This is a genomic window from Streptomyces paradoxus (assembly GCF_014202475.1).
Lineage (GTDB): Bacteria > Actinomycetota > Actinomycetes > Streptomycetales > Streptomycetaceae > Streptomyces > Streptomyces paradoxus.
In genome coordinates, this window is the sequence record NZ_JACHGV010000005.1 from 451,369 (window position 1) to 475,938 (window position 24,570).

General features: G+C 69.7%; 22 protein-coding genes. 10 read left to right on the forward strand and 12 right to left on the reverse strand.

Going from position 1 to position 24,570, the window contains the following annotated elements:
* The first annotated feature begins 67 nt into the window (after positions 1–67).
* From HNR57_RS19715 to HNR57_RS19730, 4 genes are all read left to right on the forward strand, one after another.
* Positions 68–1,879 (forward strand): ABC-F family ATP-binding cassette domain-containing protein, encoded by a 1,812-nt coding sequence (locus HNR57_RS19715; RefSeq protein ID WP_184561313.1) that lies wholly within the window; start codon positions 68–70, stop codon positions 1,877–1,879.
* A gap of 191 nt (positions 1,880–2,070) precedes the next feature.
* Entirely contained in the window at positions 2,071–3,834 is a 1,764-nt protein-coding gene (locus tag HNR57_RS19720) for an outer membrane protein assembly factor BamB family protein (protein ID WP_184561314.1), read from the forward strand.
* A gap of 58 nt (positions 3,835–3,892) precedes the next feature.
* Positions 3,893–5,743: an outer membrane protein assembly factor BamB family protein gene (locus HNR57_RS19725; protein ID WP_184561315.1), complete on the forward strand. Its 1,851-nt coding sequence runs from the start codon at positions 3,893–3,895 to the stop codon at positions 5,741–5,743.
* 226 nt (positions 5,744–5,969) lie between these two features.
* Complete coding sequence (locus tag HNR57_RS19730) at positions 5,970–6,650, forward strand: helix-turn-helix transcriptional regulator (RefSeq protein WP_184561316.1); 681 nt, start codon at positions 5,970–5,972, stop codon at positions 6,648–6,650.
* 237 nt (positions 6,651–6,887) lie between these two features.
* On the opposite strand, the gene HNR57_RS19735 is transcribed toward HNR57_RS19730, so the two are convergent.
* Together HNR57_RS19735 and HNR57_RS19740 are read right to left on the reverse strand one after the other, a co-directional pair.
* Positions 6,888–7,205, reverse strand: a complete 318-nt coding sequence (locus tag HNR57_RS19735) for a hypothetical protein (RefSeq protein ID WP_184561317.1) — start codon at positions 7,203–7,205, stop codon at positions 6,888–6,890.
* An 18-nt stretch (positions 7,206–7,223) separates the two neighbouring features.
* Positions 7,224–8,903, reverse strand: coding sequence for a sodium:solute symporter family protein (locus HNR57_RS19740; RefSeq protein ID WP_184561318.1), 1,680 nt, complete (start codon positions 8,901–8,903; stop codon positions 7,224–7,226).
* 164 nt (positions 8,904–9,067) lie between these two features.
* Between HNR57_RS19740 and galT the strand changes: the two genes are divergently transcribed.
* The 3 genes from galT to galK are packed head-to-tail and all read left to right on the forward strand — an operon-like array spanning position 9,068 to position 12,248.
* Positions 9,068–10,129, forward strand: coding sequence for a galactose-1-phosphate uridylyltransferase (gene galT / locus HNR57_RS19745; RefSeq protein ID WP_184561319.1), 1,062 nt, complete (start codon positions 9,068–9,070; stop codon positions 10,127–10,129).
* Positions 10,126–11,094: a UDP-glucose 4-epimerase GalE gene (gene galE, locus HNR57_RS19750; protein ID WP_184561320.1), complete on the forward strand. Its 969-nt coding sequence runs from the start codon at positions 10,126–10,128 to the stop codon at positions 11,092–11,094. The genes galT and galE overlap by 4 nt, the downstream gene beginning before the upstream one ends.
* A complete protein-coding gene (galK, locus tag HNR57_RS19755) occupies positions 11,094–12,248 on the forward strand; it encodes a galactokinase (protein ID WP_184561321.1) in 1,155 nt (384 codons plus the stop codon). Before galE ends, galK begins: the two co-directional genes overlap by 1 nt.
* Positions 12,249–12,305: 57 nt before the next feature.
* On the opposite strand, the gene HNR57_RS19760 is transcribed toward galK, so the two are convergent.
* The 3 genes from HNR57_RS19760 to HNR57_RS19770 form a co-directional block, all read right to left on the reverse strand.
* Entirely contained in the window at positions 12,306–13,331 is a 1,026-nt protein-coding gene (locus HNR57_RS19760) for a hypothetical protein (protein WP_376772269.1), read from the reverse strand.
* Entirely contained in the window at positions 13,319–13,978 is a 660-nt protein-coding gene (locus HNR57_RS19765) for a hypothetical protein (RefSeq protein ID WP_184561322.1), read from the reverse strand. The genes HNR57_RS19760 and HNR57_RS19765 overlap by 13 nt, the downstream gene beginning before the upstream one ends.
* Before the next feature lie 96 nt (positions 13,979–14,074).
* A complete protein-coding gene (locus tag HNR57_RS19770) occupies positions 14,075–14,533 on the reverse strand; it encodes a GNAT family N-acetyltransferase (protein WP_184561323.1) in 459 nt (152 codons plus the stop codon).
* Between the two features lie 307 nt (positions 14,534–14,840).
* Here HNR57_RS19770 and HNR57_RS19775 point away from each other — a divergent pair, with 307 nt between their 5' ends.
* On the forward strand, positions 14,841–15,608 hold the full coding sequence (locus HNR57_RS19775; RefSeq protein WP_184561324.1) for a LuxR C-terminal-related transcriptional regulator: 768 nt from the start codon (positions 14,841–14,843) through the stop codon (positions 15,606–15,608).
* Here the strand turns inward: HNR57_RS19775 and tamR are convergent.
* Positions 15,567–16,064, reverse strand: coding sequence for a MarR family transcriptional regulator TamR (gene tamR / locus HNR57_RS19780; RefSeq protein ID WP_184561325.1), 498 nt, complete (start codon positions 16,062–16,064; stop codon positions 15,567–15,569). The two genes, HNR57_RS19775 and tamR, sit on opposite strands and share 42 nt — an antisense overlap.
* 128 nt (positions 16,065–16,192) lie before the next feature.
* Here tamR and HNR57_RS19785 point away from each other — a divergent pair, with 128 nt between their 5' ends.
* On the forward strand, positions 16,193–17,011 hold the full coding sequence (locus HNR57_RS19785; protein ID WP_184561326.1) for a trans-aconitate 2-methyltransferase: 819 nt from the start codon (positions 16,193–16,195) through the stop codon (positions 17,009–17,011).
* Between the two features lie 52 nt (positions 17,012–17,063).
* Here the strand turns inward: HNR57_RS19785 and HNR57_RS19790 are convergent, their stop codons facing one another.
* Positions 17,064–17,741 (reverse strand): TetR/AcrR family transcriptional regulator, encoded by a 678-nt coding sequence (locus tag HNR57_RS19790; RefSeq protein ID WP_053675827.1) that lies wholly within the window; start codon positions 17,739–17,741, stop codon positions 17,064–17,066.
* A complete protein-coding gene (locus HNR57_RS19795; protein ID WP_184561327.1) occupies positions 17,738–18,751 on the reverse strand; it encodes an acyl-CoA desaturase in 1,014 nt (337 codons plus the stop codon). The genes HNR57_RS19790 and HNR57_RS19795 overlap by 4 nt, the downstream gene beginning before the upstream one ends.
* Positions 18,752–19,045: 294 nt before the next feature.
* Here HNR57_RS19795 and ppc point away from each other — a divergent pair, with 294 nt between their 5' ends.
* Positions 19,046–21,778 (forward strand): phosphoenolpyruvate carboxylase, encoded by a 2,733-nt coding sequence (ppc, locus tag HNR57_RS19800; protein ID WP_184561328.1) that lies wholly within the window; start codon positions 19,046–19,048, stop codon positions 21,776–21,778.
* Positions 21,779–21,842: 64 nt separating this feature from the next.
* On the opposite strand, the gene HNR57_RS19805 is transcribed toward ppc, so the two are convergent.
* The 4 genes from HNR57_RS19805 to HNR57_RS19820 form a co-directional block, all read right to left on the reverse strand.
* Positions 21,843–22,535, reverse strand: a complete 693-nt coding sequence (locus HNR57_RS19805) for an LPXTG cell wall anchor domain-containing protein (protein ID WP_184561329.1) — start codon at positions 22,533–22,535, stop codon at positions 21,843–21,845.
* A 136-nt stretch (positions 22,536–22,671) separates the two neighbouring features.
* Positions 22,672–23,175, reverse strand: a complete 504-nt coding sequence (locus tag HNR57_RS19810) for a hypothetical protein (RefSeq protein ID WP_184561330.1) — start codon at positions 23,173–23,175, stop codon at positions 22,672–22,674.
* A gap of 42 nt (positions 23,176–23,217) precedes the next feature.
* On the reverse strand, positions 23,218–23,820 hold the full coding sequence (pth, locus tag HNR57_RS19815) for an aminoacyl-tRNA hydrolase (protein ID WP_184561331.1): 603 nt from the start codon (positions 23,818–23,820) through the stop codon (positions 23,218–23,220).
* A gap of 69 nt (positions 23,821–23,889) precedes the next feature.
* Positions 23,890–24,486: a 50S ribosomal protein L25/general stress protein Ctc gene (locus tag HNR57_RS19820; protein WP_184561332.1), complete on the reverse strand. Its 597-nt coding sequence runs from the start codon at positions 24,484–24,486 to the stop codon at positions 23,890–23,892.
* Between the last annotated feature and the right edge of the window lie 84 nt (positions 24,487–24,570).

A 24,570-nucleotide genomic window follows, 5' to 3' on the forward strand; every position in this document is an offset into this window, starting at 1 on the left:
CCCGGCCGGAACACCCCCGCGCGCGTCTACCCTGGAGAGTCGATCCATCCCCCTTGGCAGGAGAGTAATGGCCGTCAACCTGGTCAATGTCGAGAACGTCAGCAAGGTGTACGGCACCCGTGCCCTGCTCGACGGCGTCTCCCTCGGCGTCTCCGAAGGGGACCGCGTCGGTGTCGTGGGCCGCAACGGCGACGGCAAGACCACGCTCATCCGCATGCTCGCCAAGCAGGAGAGCGCCGACACCGGGCGGGTCACGCACTCCGGCGGGCTCCGCCTCGGCGTGCTCACCCAGCACGACTCCCTCGACCCCGGGGCCACCGTCCGCCACGAGGTCATCGGCGACATGGCCGACCACGAGTGGGCCGGCGACGCCAAGGTCAGGGACGTGCTGACCGGCCTGTTCGGAGGGCTCGACCTGCCGGGCTTCCCCAAGGGCCTCGACACCGTCATCGGCCCGCTGTCCGGCGGTGAGCGGCGCCGGATCGCGCTGGCCAAGCTGCTCATCGAGGAGCAGGACCTGCTCGTCCTGGACGAGCCCACCAACCACCTCGACGTCGAGGGCATCGCCTGGCTGGCCCGTCATCTGCAGAAGCGCCGGTCGGCCCTCGTCTGCGTCACCCACGACCGGTGGTTTCTCGACCAGGTGTGCACCCGCATGTGGGACGTCCAGCGCGGTGCGGTCTACGAGTACGAGGGCGGCTACTCCGACTACGTCTTCGCCCGGGCCGAGCGCGAGCGCATCGCCGCCACCGAGGAGGCCAAGCGGCAGAACCTCGTCCGCAAGGAGCTGGCCTGGCTGCGCCGCGGGGCGCCCGCCCGTACGTCCAAGCCGCGGTTCCGCGTCGAGGCCGCCAACGAGCTCATCGCGGACGTGCCGCCGCCCCGGGACAGCAGCGAGCTGATGAAGTTCGCGTCCTCGCGGCTCGGCAAGACCGTGTTCGACCTGGAGGACATCACCGTCCAGGCGGGCCCCAAGGTCCTCCTCAAGCACGTCACCTGGCAGCTCGGACCCGGCGACCGGATCGGCCTCGTCGGGGTCAACGGGGCCGGGAAGACGTCCCTGCTGCGGGCCATGGCCGAGGCTGCCCGGTCCGACGGCGAGACCCAGCCCGTGGGCGGGCGCGTGCGTGTCGGCAAGACGGTGAAGCTGGCCTACCTCTCCCAGGAGGTCGTCGAACTCGACCCGGCCACGCGCGTGCTGGAGGCCGTGCAGCAGGTGCGCGAGCGCGTCGACCTCGGCAAGGGGCGCGAGATGACCGCGGGGCAGCTGTGCGAGACGTTCGGCTTCGGCAAGGAGAAGCAGTGGACGCCCGTCGGCGACCTGTCCGGTGGTGAGCGCCGCAGGCTCCAGCTGCTGCGCCTGCTCATGGACGAGCCCAACGTCCTCTTCCTCGACGAGCCCACCAACGACCTCGACATCGAGACGCTGACGCAGCTGGAGGACGTCCTCGACGGCTGGCCCGGCTCGATGATCGTCATCTCCCACGACCGGTTCTTCATCGAGCGCACCACCGACCGGGTGTTCGCGCTGCTCGGTGACGGCGCCCTGCGGATGCTGCCGCGCGGCATCGACGAGTACCTGGAGCGCAGGCAGCGCATGGAGGAGGCGGCGGCCGCCTCGGCTCCCGCCGCCGCGCAGCAGCAGTCCGCCGCACCGGAGAAGAGCGCGGCCGACCAGCGCGCCGCCAAGAAGGAGCTCCAGAAGATCGAGCGGCAGCTCGACAAGGTCTCCGAGAAGGAGACCAAGCTCCACGCCCACATCGCTGAAAACGCCACGGACTTCGCGAAGGTGGCCGAACTGGATGCCGAGTTGCGGGAGTTGGCCGGTCAGCGCGAGGAGCTGGAGATGCGCTGGCTGGAACTGGCCGAGGACGCGTGAAGGGTGCGTGAAGGCGCATAACGGGGGCATCACGGGCCGGTCCTCCCTTGGGAACAGGGGGTGATCGGCCCGCTGTGCTGTCGGAACCTGGTGATAGAAAGAGGCGTCTTAGAACTTTATGAAGCGACTCTGAGCCCATCGTGTACCTCAGGGCGTGGCTAAAAATCAGTGATCGAACGGGGGAGCCGCTGATGACTCAGCCGCCCAATCAGCCACCGCACGGTGGCTTCGGAGCACCGCAGAACCAGCCGCCGCAGGGCGGTGGTTACGGGGCGCCGCAGACCCCGCCGCCGCCCCAGGGCCCGCCCCAGACGCCGCCGCCCCCGCAGGGCCCGCCGCAGCCGGGCTACGGCTACCCGCAGCAGGCCCCGCAGCAGCCCGGTCCGTACGGGCAGCCCGGGCCGTACAACTCCGGCCCGTACGGCCAGCCGCAGCAGCCGGGCCCGTACGGCCAGCCCGGATACGGCTACCCGCCGCAGCCGCAGTACCCGGGTGCGCCCGGCACCCCGCCCGGGGGCGGCTCGAACAACTTCTTCAAGGGCAAGCCCGCCATGATCATCGGTGCCGCGGTCGCCGCGCTGCTCGTGGTCGGCGGCACCGTGTGGGCCGTCACCGGCGGTGACGACGGCAAGGGCAAGAAGAAGCCGGTCGCCCAGAAGACCGACGACGCCAAGCCCGGCTCCTCCGCCCCGGTCAACCCCGGTGACGGCAGCGGCGACGGCGGCGAGGACCCGGAGAACCTCAACGAGGGCCGCCAGGCCGGCGAGGCCAAGGTCCTCTGGTACAAGGAGGCGCCCGACGCGCCCGGCTCCGGCGCCGACGCCGACGGCATGTGGATCACCGGCAAGACCGCCGTGAAGGCCGCGTACAAGCAGCTCTTCGCCTACAACGTCGGTGACGGCAAGCCCGCCTGGGACGCGATCACCTTCCCGCAGAAGATCTGCGCGACGACCCAGCAGAAGACCTCCGACGACAAGATCGTCGTCGCGTACATGAGCGGCAGCAGCGACCGCGCCAAGTGCAACCAGCTGCAGGAGATCGACCTCGGCACCGGTGAGAAGGGCTGGAAGGAAGAGGTCGCCGAGGGCGCCCTGTTCGACTCCACGCTCTCCGTCGAACTGTCCATCACCGGCAAGACGCTGATGGTGGGCCGCTCCCAGTCCGGCACGGCGTACGACGTCACCAACGGCGACAAGCTCTTCGACAAGAAGAAGTACGGCAACGCCTGCTTCCCCGCCGCGTTCGCCGGCGGGGAGAAGCTGATCGCCGTCTCCTCCTGCGGCGCCGGGACCGACAAGGAGCACGACGAGATCCAGGAGCTCGACCCGAAGACCGGCAAGGCCAGGTGGACCCAGCCGTTCGACAAGGGCTGGCGGGTCGCGCGCACCTACTCGGTCAGCCCGCTGGTCGTCTACAGCACCAACGAGGCCAAGAAGGCCTGGAACATCTCCACTTTCACCTCCGGCGGCAAGTTCCGCTCGCAGGTCGGCTTCGACGAGGACTTCGCCCCCGAGTGCGGCTGGGCCATCCTCGAACGCGACCTCACGGGCTGCGAGGGCGTCGCGGTCGACGACACCACGCTGTACCTGCCGACCGAGGCCACGTCCGGCGCCAACGAGATCGTCGCGGTCAACCTCGCCGACGGCAAGGAGAAGTGGCGTGTGAAGTCGCCCTCCGACGAGTCGATGCTGCCGGTCAAGACCGAGGGCGGCAAGCTCATCGCCTATGTGGAGCCGTCGTACGACGCGGGCGGGCAGATCGTGTCCATCCCGACCGGTGGCAGCAGCCACAAGCCGTCCAAGCTGCTGCAGAACCCGCAGGGTGCCGCGGACATCGAGGACAGCTTCTTCTCCAAGGACATCGACTGGGCCGACGGGCGCTTCTACATCTCGACGACCCGGCTGAGCGGAAACGACGACACGAAGGAGAAGTTGATGCTCGCCTACGGCAAGTGACTCCTCCTCCTTCCGAACTGCCTTCGTCGTCCGCCCCTTTCCCCGAGGTACCCACGCCATGACCCAGCCGCCGCCCCCGCCGCCCCAGCAGCCCCCGCAGGGGGGCGGCTTCGGGCCGCCCCAGGACCAGCCGCCGCAGACCCCGCCGCCCGCGGCCGGGCCGGACCTCGGCAAGGCCCCGGAGCCGGGGTATGGCTACCCCCAGGCGCCCCAGGCCCCGCAGACGCCTCCGCCTGCCGCCCCGCAGACCCCGCCCCAGCCCCCGCAGGGGTACGGGTATCCGCAGGGGGCCCCGGCGCCCCAGCCTCCGCAGGCCCCGCCCGGCTACGGCTACCCCGGTCAGCAGCCGGGGCCGTACGGGCAGCCGCAGGCGCCTTACGGGCAGCCGGGGTACGGGCAGCAGCCCGGCTACGGCTATCCGCAGCAGACCATGCCGCACCCGCCGCAGGCCGGACAGCCGGGCGGCGGCGGGAAGTTCAACGCCCAGATGCTGATCATCGTCGCCGCGGTCGTGGCGATCGCCCTGATCATCGGCGGCGGCGTCTGGTACGCCTCGTCCGGCGAGGACGACGGCAAGAAGGACGACACCGCCTCCTCCAGCGGCGGCACCGGTGGCACGGACGACGGCAACGGCGGCACCACCTCCGGCAAGGAGAAGGCGCCGTCCGACCCCAGCGCCAAGGTCCTCTTCCAGGTCCCGGCGCCCGAGGTGAAGAACGACAGCACGGTCGTCGTCTCCGGCTCGTGGCTCACCGACAAGGCGTACGTCAAGAGCGGCATCGCCCGGATCGTCGGCTACGACCGCGACAAGGGCGGCGAGCTGTGGAAGATCCCGCTGGCCGGCCCGGTCTGCCAGGCCAGCCGCCACGTCACGGACGACAACCTGACGGCGATCCTCTACCAGCCGGCGATGCCCACGAAGGCCGACCCCTCGCACGGGTGCAGCCAGATCGCGCTCATCGACCTCGACGCCGGCAAGAGGCTGTGGACCAAGACGGTCAAGACCGGTGACCAGCTGATCAACTTCGACAACATCACGCTCAGCGGGAAGACCGTCGCCGTCGGCAGCACCAGCGGCGGAGCCGCCTTCGACGTCTCCGGCAAGCTCCTGTGGAGCCCGAAGCCGGCCGACTCCTGCTACGACGCCGGGTACGGCGGCGGCGAGAAGCTGGTCGCGGTGCGCAAGTGCGGCTCCTACGACCAGCGGCAGCTGCACATCCAGACCATCGACCCGAAGTCCGGGAAGGTGATCTCGGAGTACAAGATGACCGAGGGCATCGAGTACGCGAGCATCGTGTCGACCAACCCCCTGGTCGTGGCCGCCGACGTCGGCGACTCCGCGGGCGACGGCAGCGGCATCTCCGACTTCTTCTCCATCGACGGCAAGACCGGCAAGCTGCGCACGCGCATCTCCGCGCCGGGCGAGCAGTTCGCGGCCCGCTGCGAGGGCATCACCCGCGTCGAGGCCTGCAACCTGCTGGCCGTCGGAAACGACCGGCTGTACCTGCCGACCGAGGAGCACGACGGCACCGGCAAGTACAGCCAGACCAACGAGATCGTCGCCTTCGACCTCGCCACCGGCAAGCAGACCGGGCAGCGGGCCGACGCGGGCGACGGCTACACGATCTCGCCGCTGCGTATGGACGGCGGCAACCTGATCGCGTACAAGCGTCCCCCGTACGACAAGGGCGGACAGGTCGTGACCATCTCCGGCACCGGCTTCAAGGAGACGACGCTGCTGCAGAACCCCGCGACGGACGCCGTGCGCGACGTGGAGACCAGCATGTCGCCGGAGTACTCCGAGTTCCTGTACGCCGACGGGCACCTCTACATGTCCAAGGTGTACGCGAGCAAGCGGTCGACGGTGAGGGACAAGGAGTATCTGGCGGTCGGCTTCGGTACGAGCTGATCGTCTGGTGACCGACTGAGGTTCCCTTCGGTCCCGTCCCTGTTCAGGGGCGGGACCGTTCGTGTTTGGCGCGGTCAACCTGGAATGATGGCAATTTCGGTGATCCGGGGCGATTCTCGCGGGTAGGGGGAGCGCAACGTCGAACAAGCGTGTAGCTTCCGGGGGCATGAAGGCGGGGGAGCCGGGGGGCTTCCATGGGGGGCTGGGGTGACTGGGGGGTTGCTCGATGGGAGTGCGGCTCATGGTGGTCGACGACCACCGATTGCTGGCCGAGGCGCTGGCTTCGGCGCTGAAGCTGCGGGGGCACCGGGTGCTGGCCGCGGCGGCGCCGGCCGCGGGGGCGGCGGAGCTGGTGATCACGAGGGCGCCGGAGGTGTGCCTGCTGGGGACGGCGGCCCCGGCGGAGCCGGGGATCTTCGACCCGGTGGTGCGGATCAAGCGGGAGCGGCCGCAGGTCGCGGTGCTGGTGCTGGGGCCGGTGCCGAGCCCGCGGGGCATCGCTGCGGCGTTCGCGGCGGGGGCCTCCGGCTATGTCCGCCACGATGAGCGCATAGAGGGTGTCGAGCGGGCGATCCTGAAGGCGCGGGCGGGGGAGGCGGCGGTGGCGCCGCAGTTGCTGCAGGGGGCGTTCAGCGAGTTGCTCAACCCGGCGGCCCAACCGGACGACGAGGGGCAGCGGTTGCTGTCCATGCTCACGCCGAGGGAGGTCGAGGTCCTGGTCCGCGTCGCGGATGGCGAGGACACCCGGCTGATCGCGGCGGGCATGGGCATCGCACCGTCGACGGCGCGTACGCACGTCCAGCGGGTCCTGATGAAACTGGGCGTGGGGTCGCGCCTGGAGGCGGCGGCGCTGGCGGCGCGGACGGGGTTGCTGGACCGGGCGGGGCCGGTGTCCCGGGAGCCGTGAGCCGTCTGATCGGTGGTGGGGGTGCGCGTCTTCGCCTTCTCGCCGGTGGTGGGTCGGGGCCGCGCCGGGGGTGTCCGTCCTCGGAACGGCGCGATGGACCTACTCACCGACTGACTGGCGTCGACGCGCCAACCGCTGCGGGCGGACACCCCCCCGGCGCGGCCCCTTGCGTGCGACGGCGGGTGCGGGCGCGTCGTGGGTTGCGCACCACCCGGCCTCAGCACCGGTGCGGCCGGGTCACTCCACCCGCTCGTCGTCCTCCGGCTCAACCCCCGGAGGTGCCGGCGCCGCAGGCCTCAGCTTCAGCCACGCCAGGAAGAACAAGCCCAGCAGCAGCATCCCCAACCCCGTCCACAGGTTGATGTTCACTCCCTCCGCCTTGTCGATGTCCGCATCGGACGCCGTGAACCCCGCGATCGTGACGATGACGCCGTAGACCACGAACAGCCCGCCGATGATCCGCCGGATGTCGAACAGCCGCGCGGCGGTCGCCGACTTGCCCTGCAGCTCGGTGACTTCCCGCTGCACGTCCTTGTCGGAGTAGAACTCGGACATCTGTCAATCCTCCCTCGGTCAGAACGAGAACGGGATGTAGCAGGCCGCGGCCAGGACGATCGCGCCCCAGCCCAGCAGCGCCGGCCTGCGGTACCAGGCCTCGTCCCCGGGTGCCGGCGGTTCCGCCATGCCGGGCGAGGTCGTGCCGTAGACCAGCCCCTGCAACTCCTCCGCCGGCTTCGGCGCGGTGAACAGCGACACCGCCACCATCACCACCGCGCCCGCGACGAAGCCCGCGATCGCGGAGACGAAGTTGGCCCCCTGGTCGGAGGGGATGTCGATGACGTCCTGCTTGTAGAGGACGAAGTAGTTGACCATCGCCGCGGTGGTGCCCGCGAGCAGCCCCCAGAAGCCGGACTTCATCGAAGCCCGCTTCCAGAACATGCCGATGATGAAGACGACGAACATCGGCACGTTGAAGAAGGAGAACAGTGTCTGGAGGTAGGCCATGATGTTCGAGAAGGACCGCGCGAGGAACGCCGTGCCGATGGAGGCCAGGACACCGATCGCCGTGATGAGCCGGCCGAAGCGCACGTAATACTCGTCCTCGCGGCCCTTGACGACGTACTTCGCCCAGATGTCCGTCGTGAACACGGTGTTGAAGGACGACACGTTCGCCGCCATGCCCGCCATGAACGCCGCCAGCAGGCCGGTGACGGCGATGCCCAGCACGCCGTTGGGCAGCAGCTGCTCCATCAGGTAGGGGATGGCGTCGTTGTACTGGAGGTCGGATCCGGAGGTGCCGATCTTCGGGACCAGGACCGCGGCGACCAGGCCCGGGATCATCACCAGGAACACGATGAAGATCTTCGGGAAGGCGGCGATGAGCGGGGTGCGCTGGGCCGCCGAGAGGTTCTTCGCGGACAGCGCGCGCTGCACCTCGGCGAAGTTCGTCGTCCAGTAGCCGAAGGAGAGGACGAACCCGAGGCCCAGGACGATCGTCAGCCAGTTCGCGCCCAGCGGGTTGTCGCTGCCGATGCCCGTGCCGCCCCAGGACGTCATGAAGTCGGCGCCACGGCTCTCGGTGAGGGAGTCGGACAGGCCGTCCCAGCCGCCGACCTTCTTCAGGCCGAGGACGGAGATGGGGATGAGCGCCGCCAGGATCACGAAGAACTGCAGGACCTCGTTGTAGATCGCCGAGGACAGGCCGCCGAGCGTGATGTACGCCAGGACGAAGAAGCCGGCGACCACGATCGCCACCCACTCCGGCCAGCCCAGCAGCGCCTCGACGACGATGGCCAGGGCGTAGAGGTTGACGCCGGCGATGAGGATCGCGGCGAAGGCGAAGAGGATCGAACTGAGCAGGTGCGCCGCCTTGTCGAAGCGCAGCAGCAGGAACTCGGGGACCGAGCGCACCTTGGAGCCGTAATAGAACGGCATCATCACCAGGCCGAGGAAGACCATGGCCGGGATGGCGCCGATCCAGTACCAGTGCGTGGTGTAGACGCCGTACTGGGCGCTGTTGGCGGCCATGCCGAGGATCTCGGTGGCCCCCAGGTTGGCCGCGATGAACGCGAGACCGGTGACCCAGGCGGGCAGGGAACGGCCGGAGAGGAAGAAGTCGAGGCTGGTCTTCACCGAGCGGCGGGCGGCGAAGCCGATGCCGAGGACGACGACGAAGTAGATGCCGAGGATCGTGTAGTCGAGCCAGTTCGTGGGAAGCCGCAGCTCGGCTGCCAGATATGTGGGGGTCTGCATGAGCCCTCGCCTTGTTGCGGGAACTGATACCTCGCGGAATCCACTTCTCCGCATTCAGTTATTGAACCCGCCCGCTGATGCTCTTTGTTTGATTGTGATGTTGACGATTGTGGTGAGTTGTGTTTTGATATGTTGGGTTCTGTTTGAAGGACAAGGAGTCCGGCGTGAAGAAGACCTCGACCCGGCTGGCCGACGGTCGCGAGCTCATCTACTACGACCTGCGTGACGACAGCGTGCGGGACGCCACCGACCGACGCCCGCTGGACCGCACCGTCACCACGTCCGAGATCCGCCGCGACCCCCTCCTCGGCGACTCCGTCGCCATCGCCTCGCACCGCCAGGGCCGCACCTACCACCCCCCGGCCGACGAGTGCCCCCTGTGCCCCTCCGAGGGCGACCGCCTGAGCGAGATCCCCGACTCGTCCTACGACGTCGTCGTCTTCGAGAACCGCTTCCCCTCGCTCGCCGGCGACTCGGGCCGCTGCGAGGTCGTCTGCTTCACCTCCGACCACAACGCGTCCTTCGCCGACCTCACCGAGGAGCAGGCCGGTCTGGTCCTGGAGGCGTGGACGGACCGCACGTCGGAGCTGTCCCACCTCCCCGCCGTCGAGCAGGTGTTCTGCTTCGAGAACCGGGGTGCCGAGATCGGCGTGACCCTCGGGCACCCGCACGGCCAGATCTACGCCTACCCCTTCACCACCCCCCGCACCGCCCTGATGCTCCGCTCGGCCGCGACGCACAAGGAGATGACCGGCGGGGAGAACCTCTTCGACGCCGTTCTGGAGCGCGAACTGGCCGGTGAGCGTGTCGTCCTGGAAGGTGAACACTGGGTGGCCTTCGTGCCGTACGCGGCGCACTGGCCGTACGAGATCCACCTGTACCCCAAGCGCCGCGTGCCCGACCTGCTCGGGCTGGACGAGGGCGCGCGCACAGAGTTCCCCAAGGTCTACCTGGAACTCTTGAGGCGCTTCGACCGGATCTTCGGTGAGAGTGAATCCCCGACGCCGTACATCGCGGCCTGGCACCAGGCCCCGTTCGGCGCGCTGGAGGACTTCGACGGGGTCGTGCGTGAGGACTTCGCACTGCACCTCGAGCTTTTCACCATCCGCCGCACTTCCGGCAAGCTGAAGTTTCTCGCGGGTTCCGAGTCCGGCATGAACGTGTTCATCAACGACGTGCCGCCGGAGCGCGCGGCCGAGCGACTGCGAGAGGTAGCGAGTTCATGAGCGGGAAGTACCTGGTGACGGGCGGCGCGGGATACGTCGGCAGCGTGGTCGCCCAGCACCTGCTGGAGGCCGGTCACGAGGTCGTCGTCCTCGACAACCTCTCCACGGGCTTCCGCGAGGGCGTCCCGGCGGACGCGGCGTTCGTCGAGGGCGACATCCGCGACGCCGCCAAGTGGCTGGACTCCTCCTTCGACGGCGTGCTCCACTTCGCCGCGTTCTCGCAGGTCGGCGAGTCGGTCGTGAAGCCCGAGAAATACTGGGACAACAACGTCGGCGGCACCATGGCGCTGCTGGCCGCGATGCGCGAGGCGGGCGTCCGCAAGCTGGTCTTCTCCTCCACGGCGGCGACGTACGGCGAACCCGAGCAGATCCCCATCGTCGAGTCGGCGCCCACGTCCCCGACGAACCCCTACGGCGCCTCCAAGCTCGCGGTCGACCACATGATCACGGGCGAGGCCGCGGCGCACGGCCTGGGCGCGGTGTCGCTGCGCTACTTCAACGTCGCGGGCGCGTACGGCGCGTACGGCGAGCGCCACGATCCCGAGTCCCACCTGATCCCGCTGGTCCTCCAGGTCGCGCAGGGCAGGCGCGAGGCGATCTCGGTCTTCGGCGACGACTACCCGACGCCGGACGGCACCTGCGTACGCGACTACATCCACGTCGCGGACCTCGCCGAGGCCCACCTGCTGGCCCTGACGGCCGCCGAGCCCGGTGAGCACCTGATCTGCAACCTCGGCAACGGCAACGGCTTCTCGGTCCGCGAGGTCATCGAAACGGTCCGCACGGTCACCGGTCACCCGATTCCGGAGGTGGTCGCCCCGCGCCGGGGCGGTGACCCGGCGGTCCTGGTGGCCTCGGCCGCCACGGCCCGCGAGAAGCTGGGCTGGAACCCGTCCCGCGCGGACCTCGCGGGAATCGTCGCGGACGCGTGGGACTTCGCGCAGAACATCGCAAGGGAGCAGTAGTGGGCGCACAGCAGGTGCGGGACGGTTTCGAGGAGCTCTACGGAGCCGCCCCCGAGGGGGTCTGGGCGGCCCCGGGCCGCGTCAACCTCATCGGTGAGCACACCGACTACAACGACGGCTTCGTGATGCCCTTCGCGCTGCCGCACACCGCCGTGGCGGCCGTCTCCCGGCGCACGGACGGCGTACTGCGCCTGCACTCGGCGGACGTCGAGGGCGGGGTCGTCGAACTGCGCGTCGACGAGCTGGTGCCGGAGGCCGACCGGAACTGGACGGCGTACCCGTCGGGTGTGGTGTGGGCGCTGCGCGAGGCCGGTCACCCGGTCACCGGCGCCGACATCCACCTCGCCTCGACGGTCCCCTCCGGCGCGGGCCTGTCGTCGTCGGCGGCGCTGGAGGTCGTGGTGGCGCTGGCCCTCGACGACCTGTACGAACTGGGCCTGAAGGGCTGGCAACTGGCCCGCCTGTGCCAGCGCGCGGAGAACGTCTACGTCGGCGCCCCCGTCGGCATCATGGACCAGACGGCGTCGGCCTGCTGCGAGACGGGCCATGCCCTGTTCCTCGACACGCGTGACCTCTCCCAGAAGCAGATCCCCTTCGACCTGGCGGCCGAGGGCATGCGCCTCCTGGTCGTCGACACCCAGGTCAAGCACTCCCACAGCGAGGGCGAGTACGGCAAGCGCCGGGCCGGCTGCGAGAAGGGCGCGGCCCTGCTGGGCGTCGACGCGCTGCGGGACGTCCCCTACGCCGGCCTGGACGCGGCGCTGGCCCGCCTGGGCGACGACGAGGAGGTCCGCCGCCTGGTCCGCCACATCGTCACGGAGAACGAACGCGTCGAACGGGTCGTCTCCCTCCTGGAGTCGGGCGAGACCCGCGCGATCGGTCCGGTCCTCGTCGAGGGCCACGCGTCCCTCCGCGACGACTTCCGCATCTCCTGCCCGGAACTGGACCTGGTCGTCGACACGGCCATGGCCTCCGGCGCCCTCGGCTCGCGCATGACGGGCGGCGGCTTCGGCGGCTCGGCGATCGTCCTTGCGGAGGAGCAGGACGTCGACGCCATCACCAAGGCGGTGACGGAGGCCTTCGCGGCGGCGGGCTTCAAGAGCCCCCGCGTCTTCGAAGCGGTCCCGTCGGCGGGCGCCCGCCGCCTCCACTGACCACCCCGACGAAAGCGGCGCCCTCGTTCCCACGGGGGCGCTGCTGTCATCTCCGCGTCAGCGGTTGACGGACTGGATCTCCTGGACCGGCACCTCGGTGGTGGTGGCGAACGTGCCGTTGGGCAGGTCACCGCCCGTGCCGCCCGCGCCTTCCCAGGTGATCTCCCAGGTGAGAGTCGCCTCCAGGCCGTAGGTGTCGTCTCCCGACGAACGCAGGTACCGCACGCCGCAGGGAGGCGTCCGCTCCCCCTTGCCCCTGGCGTACGGCTCTCCGATGGAGCCGTCGTCGTTGATCAGGCACTCACCGGACGCCGGGAGGGTCTCCGCGTCCGCCGTTCCCGGATCGAGGTGCAGGCTCACCGGCTTGGCCGTGGTGGTCGCCCACAGCCCCGTGCCGGGCAGACTGGCCGTGACGGAGACGGGCTTGAACGCCCCCTCGTCCAGCCAGACCCAGGTGGGCGCGTTCACCGTGGACCTGCCGTTCGGCGCCATGGAGATCTCGGTCGGCGGCACGACGGTGCGCTGGTGCGCGAGCCCGGCGAGGGTCTCGGTGTCGATGGCCTGGGGGACACCGGGGTCCTTGCCGTTGTCGACCCAGAAGGGGTCGCGCTTGCAGTTTCCGGCGGCGGGGTCATCCTCCATCTTCGGATTCTTGACGGCCACCCACCACATGCCCTCGTCGTTCTTGTCGACATTGAAGTCCTTGTAGGGGCGGCCCCCCTTGTAGCGGGCCTTGTCGTCTGCGACGCCCGCAGGCGCACCACCGACCGAGTCGTAGATCGACCAGTTGGCCTCGGTGTAGGTCTTGAAGTCCTTGGCCTTCCAGTAGGGCTCGTACCAGCAGGCCGGCGGTTCCCAGTCCACGGCGGTGGACGTGATCGGGCCACTGTCTTTCGAGGGGGCGCTGCCCTTCACGTTGAAGCTGACGCGGGACTCCAGCAGGGGGCCCGAGGAGTCACCGGACGTTTGCTCGGCTTGCTCTCCGTTGCTGCCGATACCTCCAGCGACGGCTGTGTCAACTCCGAGGAAGAGCATCGTGGCGGTCAGGGCAACAAGCGCCACGCGTTGGGTCACGGCTGGCACCTCTGGGAACCGCGGTCCTCGTGCAGGCTCCAGATCTGCCAGACGCCTTGTTTGTCCTGCTTCACGCTGGCGTTGTAGTACACGTAGCTGTCAGGTGAGGTCTCGACCACCTTCACCTTCTTCGTCTTCAGGTCCTTGACGTTCGCCTGGCTCTCGTCCACGCAGTACGTCAGTGCCGCAGACGTCTTGTCGAACACCGTCACCCGGCGGTCGAAGTAGCGCAGGGTGCCGGCCCAGCTGGTCTTCCTGGCGTTGTTGTCCTTCGCGTAGTTGTAGACGCCCCTCAGCGCGGTATCCGTGTAGTAGAAGCCCATGCCCGACTTCTTCAGATCGCTGGAGGCCACGGCCTGCCACACCGTGCTGACGGCCCGTTCGTTGTCCGCCAGGATCGCGTCCTTGACGGCGTCACCGGTCTGCTCGCCCTCGAACACCAGCTTCATGTCCCCAGGGAGCTTGATCTCCGGCCGGTCGATCCCGTCCGCAGACGCGGAAACCGATGGCGAAGCAGAGGCCTGGTCGCCCGAATCCGCTCCGGCGATCTTGTCGGACGACGACGAACCGTCACCTCCCCCCGAGCCACAGGCGGTCAGCAGCAGGGCCGCGGATGCGGTGAGCGCGGCCGTCACGAGCCGGGCGGGGCGGTTCACTGTGTCTCCCGTTGATCATGTGGGGGGATAACTCAAGCGAACCAACGCTATCGGTGGTCGAAGTCGGCGCGGCATCGAGGGCTTCGCAGTCGCAGATCAGCCCAGCCTCTTCGTCAACGCGTACTCCGTGATCCCCGGCGGATAGTCGGGGATCACGCTGACCACCTCGTACCCCTGCTTCTCGTAGAACCTCGGTGCCTGGAAGTCCCAGGTCTCCAGGCGGGCCGCGCGGCAGCCGCGGGACATCGTCGCGATGTGTTCCGCCTGCGCGAGCAACCGCGCACCCAAACCCCGGCCGCGATGGCGTTCGTCGACCCAGAGGTACGTCACGTGGAGCCAGGTCGCCCAGGTGTGGCCGACCAGGCCGCCGGCGAGGCCGTCGTCGCTGTCGTTCACAGCCCACACATGCAAGGGGACGTCCCTTTCGTCCGGTGTTCCGCGCAGGGCGCGCAGGACCGGAGAGGCGGCTGTGTTCGTGTCCCGCAGGCGTGTGCGGAGCAGATCACGTCGGGCCTTGTCGACTTCTGTCTCAAGACGGAACATGCGGCACACCATAAACGCGTCGGACAGTCAGTTCTGCAAATAACCTTCCGCTCCGGGCCCCCGTCCGTACCCTGATGAACAGCACCGGTGGGGGCCGGTGCCGATCAGGGGGCGAGACAGCCGGGTACGACGCCCGGGGTGGGGGTAGCGGTTACTGCACGGCGGCGGCCGTGCGGCTGCGGCGACCCGAACAGGCTGCTGCGGCAACGACGGACGGTCGGTGCGGCAGTTCCGGACACTCCGGCGTCGTACCCGCGCGGTGTCATCCTCCGGTGATGGGGTAGCCCCTGCTCTTCGGGAGCTCGGGGAAGGGGGTTTCGTGGTTCGCATCCGAGTCCTGGTCGTCGACGACCATCGCATCTTCGCCGAGTCACTCGCGGCGGCTCTGGCCGCCGAGCCCGATGTCGACGTCTCGGCGGCCGGCAGCGGTCCGGCCGCGCTGCGCAGCCTGGAGCGGGCGGTCGCAGAGGGGCGGCGCTTCGACGTGCTGCTCGTGGACGCCGATCTGGGCGGCAAGGTGCCGGGCGCCCGCCCGGCCGTACCCGTGCAGGAGGGCAATGAGGACGGGCTCGTCGACGGGATCTCCCTCGTCACGGGAGTGCGCTCGGCGCAGCCGAATGTGCGGATCGTCGTGCTCGCCGAGAAGGACGATCCACGGCGGGCCGCGCTCGCCCTGCAGGCCGGCGCCTCCGGCTGGGTCGCCAAGGACTGCTCGCTGTCCCGCCTGCTCACGGTCATCCGGGGCGTGCTGCGGGAGGAGACCCATCTGCCTCCCGCCCTGCTGACGGGTGTCCTGCGGGAGCTCACCGCCGCCCGCAAGCACCGCACCGAGAGCGAGCGGCTCGTCGAGTCCCTCACTCCGCGTGAGCGGGAAGTGCTGCGGTGCATGGTGGCGGGGCTGGGGCGCAAGGCCGTGGCCGAGCGCCTGTACCTGTCGCCGCACACCGTGCGGACCCATATGCAGAACGTCCTCGGCAAGCTCGGCGTCCACTCCACCCTCGCCGCCGTCGCCCTGGCGCGGCGGGCCGGGGTCGGGCCCGCGGATCTAGCCGGGGATGTTGTCGAACGGGGCGGTCAGCTGGCGTAGCAGCCCCGCCAGCTCGCCGCGCTGGGCCCGGGAGAGCTCCGCGAGGATCGCGCGCTCCTGGTCCAGCAGACCCGCCAGGGCCTGGTCCGCGCGGTCCCGGCCCTCGTCCGTCAGCCGGACCAGGACGCCCCGGCGGTCACTGGGGTCGGGAAGCCGCTCCACCAGGCCCTTCTTGGCCAGGCGGTCGATGCGGTTCGTCATGGTGCCCGAGGTGACCAGCGTCTGGGTGAGGAGCTGCCCCGGCGAGAGCTGGTACGGCGTGCCCGCGCGGCGCAGGGCCGTCAGGACGTCGAACTCCCACGGCTCCAGATTGTGCTCCGCGAACGCCAGCCGCCGGGCCCGGTCCAGATGCCGGGCCAGTCTGCTCACACGGCTGAGCACCTCGAGCGGTTCCACGTCGAGGTCCGGGCGCTCCCGGCGCCACGCTGCGACCAGCCGATCGACCTCGTCCTCCATGACGATCAGTGTAGTGGTTGTGTCGACGTAGAGTCTCTTGACATCAATTTTCTTGACGTCGAGATATGTGGGGTGTCACGGTGGGTGTGCGTCCCGAACGGCCACCACCAGGACATCTGGAGGACTCCATGCCCGCAGCCGCCCCCACCTGGGACCCCGCCCAGTACCTCCGCCACGCCGGGCATCGCGCCCGCCCCTTCGCCGACCTCCTCGCCCGCGTTCCCGAGCTGCCCGGCGGCGCACCCCGCATCGCGGACCTCGGCTGCGGCCCCGGCAACGTCACCACGCTGCTCGCCGATCGCTGGCCCACCGCCCGGATCACCGGCTACGACAACTCGCCCGAAATGCTCGACCAGGCCCACGTCGATCACCAGGGCCCCACCGAGGGCGGCGGGCGTCTCGACTTCGCCCTCGCCGACGTGCGCACCTGGGCGCCGGACGAGCCGTACGACCTGATCGTCAGCAACGCCACCCTGCAGTGGGTGCCGGGGCACGTCGAGCGGTTCGCCGACTGGGTGGCCGGGCTGAAGCCGTCCGGCACCCTCGCCTTCCAGGTGCCCGGGAACTTCGACGCCCCCAGCCACCGGCTGATGCGCGAACTCGCCGGTTCGCCGCGCTGGCGTGACCGGCTCGCCGGCGTTCTGCGCCACTCGGACGCCGTCCTCACACCAGAGGCCTACCTGGAGCGGCTGACGTCCCTCGGCTGCGCGGCCGACGTGTGGGAGACGACCTACATCCACCTGCTCCAAGGCGAGGACCCGGTGCTCGACTGGGTGAAGGGGACCGGCCTGCGGCCCGTGCTGACCGCCCTCGCCGACGAGCCCGAGGCGCGGGAGGACTTCGTCGCCGAGTACCGGGCGGCCCTGCGCGAGTCGTACCCGGCCGGCCCGCACGGCACACCGTTCCCGTTCCGCCGGGTGTTCGCCGTCGCCCGGAAGCCGGGCTGACGGCCACCGCCCCCGCTCACGCCGGCGGGGGCTGTGCGGCAACGCAGGGGGTTCAGGCCTTGCGGCGCCCTATGAGGTGCGGCTTGGCCTCTATCCCGTCCAGGCCGTGCCACGCCAGGTTGACCAGGTGCGCGGCCACCTCGGCCTTCTTCGGCCTGCGCACGTCCAGCCACCACTGGCCGGTCAGGGCGACCATGCCGACCAGGGCCTGCGCGTACAGCGGCGCCAGTTTGGGGTCGAAGCCGCGGCTCTTGAACTCGCGGCCCAGGATGTCCTCCACCTGCGTGGCGATGTCCGAGATCAGCGAGGCGAAGGAACCCGTCGACTGGGGGATGGGGGAGTCACGGACCAGGATGCGGAAACCGTCCGTGTACTCCTCGATGTAGTCCAGCAGGGCGAACGCCGCCTGTTCGCAGAGTTCGCGGGGGTGACCGGCCGTGAGCGAGCTGGTCACCATGTCCAGCAGACGCCGCATCTCACGGTCCACCACGACCGCGTACAGCCCTTCCTTGCCGCCGAAGTGCTCATACACCACCGGCTTCGAGACCCCGGCCTTCGCCGCGATCTCCTCCACCGACGTGCCCTCGAACCCCTTCGCCGCGAAGAGCGTGCGACCGATCTCCAGCAGCTGCTGACGGCGCTCGGCACCGGTCATCCGGGTGCGACGCGCTCGCCGCGGCTTGTCATTGCTGGGGGTGCTGCTCGAGTCGGTCGCCACAGCGACCATCATGCCGCCTCGACGGGCTCCTTCCCGCGCGGGGAGCCGCCTTCCCCGGTGTTACGGCGCGAATCGATACGTGAGCGTGACGGCCAGCGCACGTCGTACGCCCAGCCCGCCATCTCGAACCAGCGGATCAGCCGGGCGGACGAATCCAGCTGCCCGCGCATCACACCGTGCCGCGCGGACGTCGGGTCGGCGTGGTGCAGGTTGTGCCAGGACTCACCGCAGGACAGGACCGCCAGCCACCACACGTTGCCCGAACGGTCACGCGACTTGAAGGGCCGCTTGCCCACCGCGTGGCAGATCGAGTTGATCGACCAGGTCACATGGTGCAGCAGGGCCACTCGCACGAGCGAACCCCAGAAGAAGCCGGTGAACGCGCCCCACCAGGACATCGTGACCAGACCGCCGATCAGCGGCGGCAGCGCCAGCGACACCACCGTCCACAGCACGAACTGGCGGGAGATGTTCCGGAGCGTCTTGTCCTTGATCAGGTCCGGGGCGTACTTCTCCTGCGACGTCTGCTCCTCATCGAACATCCATCCGATGTGCGCCCACCACAGGCCCTTCATCAGCGCCGGGAGGGTCTCACCGAACCGCCACGGCGAATGCGGGTCACCCTCCGCGTCGGAGAACTTGTGGTGCTTGCGGTGATCGGCCACCCAGCGCACCAGCGGACCCTCGACCGCCATCGAACCCGCGATCGCCAGAGCGATCTTCAGCGGCCGCTTGGCCTTGAAGGAACCGTGCGTGAAATGGCGGTGGAAACCGATCGTGATGCCGTGGCACCCCAGGTAGTAGAAGAAGACCAGCAGACCGAGGTCCAGCCAGCTCACCCCCCAGCCCCACGCCAGCGGAACCGCCGCCAGCAGCGCGAGGAACGGGACGGTGATGAAGAGGAGCAGGGCGACCTGCTCGATGGACCGCTTCTGCTCGCCGCCCAGCGTGGCGGAGTCGGCGTCGGAGGCCTGACCGGGCGCCTTGGGGGCGGTGTCGATCACGTCGGAACTACTGGTCATACGCATCCCCTGGGGGGTATGTGGACGGAGAAGGGGTAGCCGCAGCACGGGAACCGTGACCTGCTCCCTACGGGTCCGTAACCTACGGCATCGTAAGTATGGCAGCGCGTCGCCCGGCGGCAAGAGCCCGCGAGCCTGCGCGTCCCCGCCGACACCTATCCTGGTGTCGGTCGGACAGCGCGGTCCGCTCTGATTTCCTCCCGGATGTCCGGACCGTATGCGGCGCCCCGCCGCGCGAGACGCCGTCCGGGTTCCCCTCCCAGACGAGCTTCAACACTGCAAGGAGCCGCACCTGTGAGCAGTGCCGACGACCAGACCACGACGACGAGCAGTGAGCTGCGTGCCGACATCCGCCGCTTGGGCGACCTCCTCGGCGAGACCCTCGTCCGCCAGGAGGGCCCCGAGCTGCTGGAACTCGTCGAAAAGGTTCGCCGCCTCACCCGAGAGGACGGCGAGGCCGCCGCCGAGCTGCTGCGCGGCACCGAACTCGACACCGCGGCCAAGCTGGTCCGCGCCTTCTCCACCTACTTCCACCTCGCCAACGTCACCGAGCAGGTCCACCGCGGCCGCGAGCTGCGCGCCCGCCGCGCCGCCGAAGGCGGACTCCTCGCCCGTACGGCCGACCGGCTCAAGGACGCCGACCCCGAGCACCTGCGCGAGACGGTCCGCAACCTCAACGTCCGCCCCGTCTTCACGGCCCACCCCACCGAAGCCGCACGACGGTCCGTCCTCAACAAGCTCCGGCGCATCGCCGCGCTCCTGGAGACCCCGGTCATCGAATCCGACCGGCGCCGCCTGGACACCCGCCTCGCCGAGAACATCGACCTCGTCTGGCAGACCGACGAACTGCGCGTGGTGCGCCCCGAGCCCGCCGACGAGGCCCGCAACGCCATCTACTACCTCGACGAGCTGCACGCCAACGCCGTCGGCGACGTCCTGGAGGACCTCACCGCCGAGCTGGAGCGCGCCGGGGTCAAGCTCCCCGACGACACCCGCCCCCTCACCTTCGGCACCTGGATCGGCGGCGACCGCGACGGCAACCCCAACGTCACCCCCCAGGTGACCTGGGACGTCCTCATCCTCCAGCACGAACACGGCATCAACGACGCCCTGGAGACGATCGACGAACTCCGCGGCTTCCTGTCCAACTCCATCCGCTACGCCGGCGCCACCGAGGAACTGCTGACCTCCCTCCAGGCCGACCTGGAGAACCTCCCCGAGATCAGCCCCCGCTACAAGCGCCTCAACGCCGAAGAGCCCTACCGGCTCAAGGCCACCTGCATCCGGCAGAAGCTGGAGAACACCAAGAAGCGCCTCGCCAAGGGCACCGCCCACCGCGACGGCCGCGACTACCTCGGCACCAGCGAACTCCTCGACGACCTGCGGATCATCCAGCGCTCCCTGCGCGAGCACCGCGGCGGACTCTTCGCCGACGGCCGCCTCGCCCGCACCATCCGCACCCTCGCCGCCTTCGGCCTCCAGCTCGCCACCATGGACGTCCGCGAACACGCCGACGCCCACCACCACGCCCTCGGCCAGCTCTTCGACCGGCTCGGCGAGGAATCCTGGCGCTACGCCGACATGCCCCGCGACTACCGCGCCAAGCTCCTCGCCAAGGAACTCAGGTCCAGAAGGCCGCTCGCCCCCACCCCGGCCCCCGTCGACGCGCCCGGCGAGAAGACCCTCGGCGTCTTCGGCATCGTCAAGCGCGCCCTGGAGGTCTTCGGACCCGAGGTCATCGAGTCCTACATCATCTCCATGTGCCAGGGCGCCGACGACGTCTTCGCCGCCGCCGTCCTCGCCCGCGAAGCCGGCCTCATCGACCTCCACGCCGGCTGGGCCAAGATCGGCATCGTGCCGCTGCTGGAGACCACCGACGAGCTCAAGGCCGCCGACACCATCCTCGAAGACATGCTCTCCGACCCGTCCTACCGGCGCCTGGTCGCGCTCCGGGGCGACGTCCAGGAGGTCATGCTCGGCTACTCCGACTCCTCCAAGTTCGGCGGCATCACCACCAGCCAGTGGGAGATCCACCGCGCCCAGCGCCGCCTGCGTGACGTCGCCCACCGCTACGGCGTACGCCTGCGCCTCTTCCACGGCCGCGGCGGCACCGTCGGCCGCGGCGGCGGCCCCACCCACGACGCCATCCTCGCCCAGCCCTGGGGCACCCTCGAAGGCGAGATCAAGGTCACCGAGCAGGGCGAGGTCATCTCCGACAAGTACCTCATCCCGTCCCTGGCCCGGGAAAACCTGGAGCTGACCGTCGCGGCCACCCTCCAGGCGTCCGCCCTGCACACCGCACCCCGCCAGTCCGACGAGGCCCTCGCCCGCTGGGACGCCGCGATGGACGTCGTCTCCGACGCCGCCCACGCCGCCTACCGCCGCCTCGTCGAGGACCCCGACCTGCCGACGTACTTCCTCGCATCGACGCCGGTGGACCAGCTCGCCGACCTGCACCTGGGCTCCCGGCCCTCCCGCCGCCCCGGCTCCGGCGTCTCGCTCGACGGCCTGCGCGCCATCCCCTGGGTGTTCGGCTGGACCCAGTCCCGGCAGATCGTCCCCGGCTGGTTCGGCGTCGGCTCCGGCCTCAAGGCCCTGCGCGAAGCCGGCCTCGACACCGTCCTCGACGAGATGCACCAGCAGTGGCACTTCTTCCGCAACTTCATCTCCAACGTCGAGATGACCCTGGCCAAGACCGACCTGCGGATCGCCCAGCACTACGTCGACACCCTCGTCCCCGACGAGCTCAAGCACGTCTTCGACACCATCAAGGCCGAACACGAACTGACCATCCGCGAAGTCCTGCGCGTCACCGGCGAAGCCGAACTCCTCGACGCCGCGCCCGTGCTGAAGCAGACCTTCACCATCCGCGACGCCTACCTCGATCCCATCTCCTACCTCCAGGTCGCCCTGCTCAAGCGGCAGCGCGACGCGGCCGCCGCCGGCGAACAGCCCGACCCGCTCCTCGCCCGCGCCCTGCTCCTCACCGTCAACGGTGTGGCGGCCGGCCTGCGCAACACCGGCTGAACCGCCCCCGCACACGACTGTGCCCCCGAGCCCGTACAGGCTCGGGGGCACAGTGCCATCCGGATCAGCCGCGGCCGGCCTTGCGGCGCCGCAGCATCAGGAACCCACCACACGCCACCAGCGCCGCCGCCACACCGGACAGCACACCCACCGGCGCCCCATTGCCCGTCTCGGCGAGATCACCCTCGCCACCACCCTGCGGCGACGGCGACGAGGACGCCGGCACACCGGCACCGTCCGACGCGCTCGGCGACGCCGACGCACCCGGCTCACCCGACGGCTCACCGGACGCCTCCGACGAAGGCGACGCGGACGCCGAACCCGACGGCGTCGAACCACCCGGTTCCTGCTCGTCCTCACAGTCCGACCAGAACACCTTGTGCTTGGCAGCGCCCTTCTCACCCTCGAAGTTCCAGAACAGCTTGTAGTGCCCGTCGGGCAGCGACAGGTCCTCGCTGCGGCCGTGACCCTGGGCGTCCAGCGTCAGCGCACCCGACTTCACGGTCTCCCCCTTGTTCTCACTCGGAGGGATCGCGTCGATGTGCCAGTCGACCTCCTGACCACCGTCGAAACCGAAGGCGTCCAGGTAGAAGGCGCACACGTGCGGCTCGTTACGGCGCAACTCCTCGCCCGTCGAGGCGTCATGGATCTTCACCGTGCCGTTGTCACCGGGAGGGGTCGCCTGGGCGGCCGGAGCAAGCAGCAGGACCGAGGAAGCGGCGGCGCACACAGCGCCGAAACGCGAGAAGGTTCGCATGGAGAGGCAGTCCATCTTCGAGAAGTGACCGGGAAGATGTGGAGGGGGCGGCTCAGCTTCCAGCCTCGCCCGGCAGCACGTCAATCACGAACACACAACGCTCGCCCCTCCACGAAGAGGAGAACGACCGAACCCCTCAGACGGCAACGAACACCACCGTCAGCAGAGCCACACCAGACCCCGCCAGCACCCACGCCAACCGCGTCCGCGCCAGACCACCCGCCACCACGACCGACCCCAGCAACAGCGCACCGCCCAGCGGAACCCACGCGTACAACACCCCCGCCGGACCCGACCGCACCGCGTCGTCACTGCCCGGCTTCAGCACCACCGTGTAGGTCCGGCCCTTCTCCACCGCGACCGACTTCTCCAGCACCACCCGCGACCGCGGCTGCGACCCCTCCGACAACGGCGAGAACCGGCCCGAGCACGTCTCCGGCCCGCACCGCACCACCTCGACCGTGCCCCGCTCCCGGCCCTTCGTCAGCATCACGTGCTGCGCCGTACCCCACGACGCCCACACACCCGCGATCAGGATCAGCAACGCGACCGTACCCATCGCCGCGAACCGCCCGAACCGCAACACGACGGCCGAGGCCGGGGACGAAGGAGTGGCGTGGGCAGGCATGGCCGGGATCATTGGCCATGCCTGAACGGCCCGTCAACCTCGCCGGGCGACAAGTCAGGAGTTGTACGTGCTTTGCGCCCGCTCCAGCCCCTCGATCACCAACGCCTCCACCGCGTCCGCCGCCCGGTCCACGAAGTAGTCCAGCTCCTTGCGCTCCGCCGACGAGAAATCCTTCAGCACGAAATCCGCCACCGGCATCCGCCCCGGCGGCCGCCCGATCCCGAACCGCACCCGGTGATAGTCCGACCCGAACGCCTTCGTCATCGACTTCAGCCCGTTGTGCCCGTTGTCGCCACCACCGAGCTTCAGCCGCAGCACCCCGTAATCGATGTCCAACTCATCATGCACCGCCACCACATGAGCCACCGGCACCTTGTAGAAGTCCCGCAGCGCGTTCACCGGCCCACCCGACAGATTCATGAACGACATCGGCTTCGCCAGCACCACCCGCCGGTTCAACGGCCCCGGCGGCCCGATCCGGCCCTCCACGACCTGAGCCTGCGCCCGCCCGGCCCGCTTGAACCTCCCCCCGACCCGGTCCGCCAGCAGATCGGCCACCATGAAACCCACGTTGTGCCGGTTCCCCGCGTACTCCGGCCCCGGATTGCCCAGCCCCACGATCAGCCAGGGAGCGGCGGCATCGGTCGTCACGTCCATGTCTCCTTCATACGCGTCGGCCGCTGCCCCGCACGGGAACAGCGGCCGACGAAACGACGACGCAGAGGATCAGGCCTCGGCGGCCTCTTCGCCCTCGGCCTCTTCGCCCTCCGGGGCCTCCTCGGCCTGCGCGGCCAGGACCTGCAGGACGACGGTGTCCTCCTCGACGGCCAGCGTCGTGCCCTTCGGCAGCGGGATGTCCTTGGCGAGGATCGAGTCACCGGCCGTCAGACCCTCGACGGAGACGGTCACCGACTCCGGGATGTGGGTGGCCTCGGCCTGAACCGGCAGCGCGTTCAGCACGTGCTCCAGCAGGTTGCCGCCCGGGGCCAGCTCACCCTCGGTCTGGACGTAGATCTCGACGTTGACCTGCTCGCCGCGCTTCACCAGCAGCAGGTCCACGTGCTCCAGGAAGCCCTTCAGCGGGTCACGCTGCACCGACTTCGGAATCGCCAGCTCGTTCGTCTTGCCGTCGATGTCCAGCGCGATCAGCACGTTCGGCGTACGCAGCGCCATCAGCAGGTCGTGACCCGGCAGGGTCAGGTGCAGCGGGTCCGAACCGTGCCCGTACAGGACACCCGGAACCTTGTCTTCACGACGGATACGGCGCGCGGCACCCTTGCCGAACTCGGTGCGCGTCGCGGCGGAGATCTTCACCTCGGACATAGTCACTCCTCGAAATCAGAACGGACGTGGTCACCCGGCCACGAACGGCCTGCTACGAAGAGCGCGTCGATAACGGACAGCCAC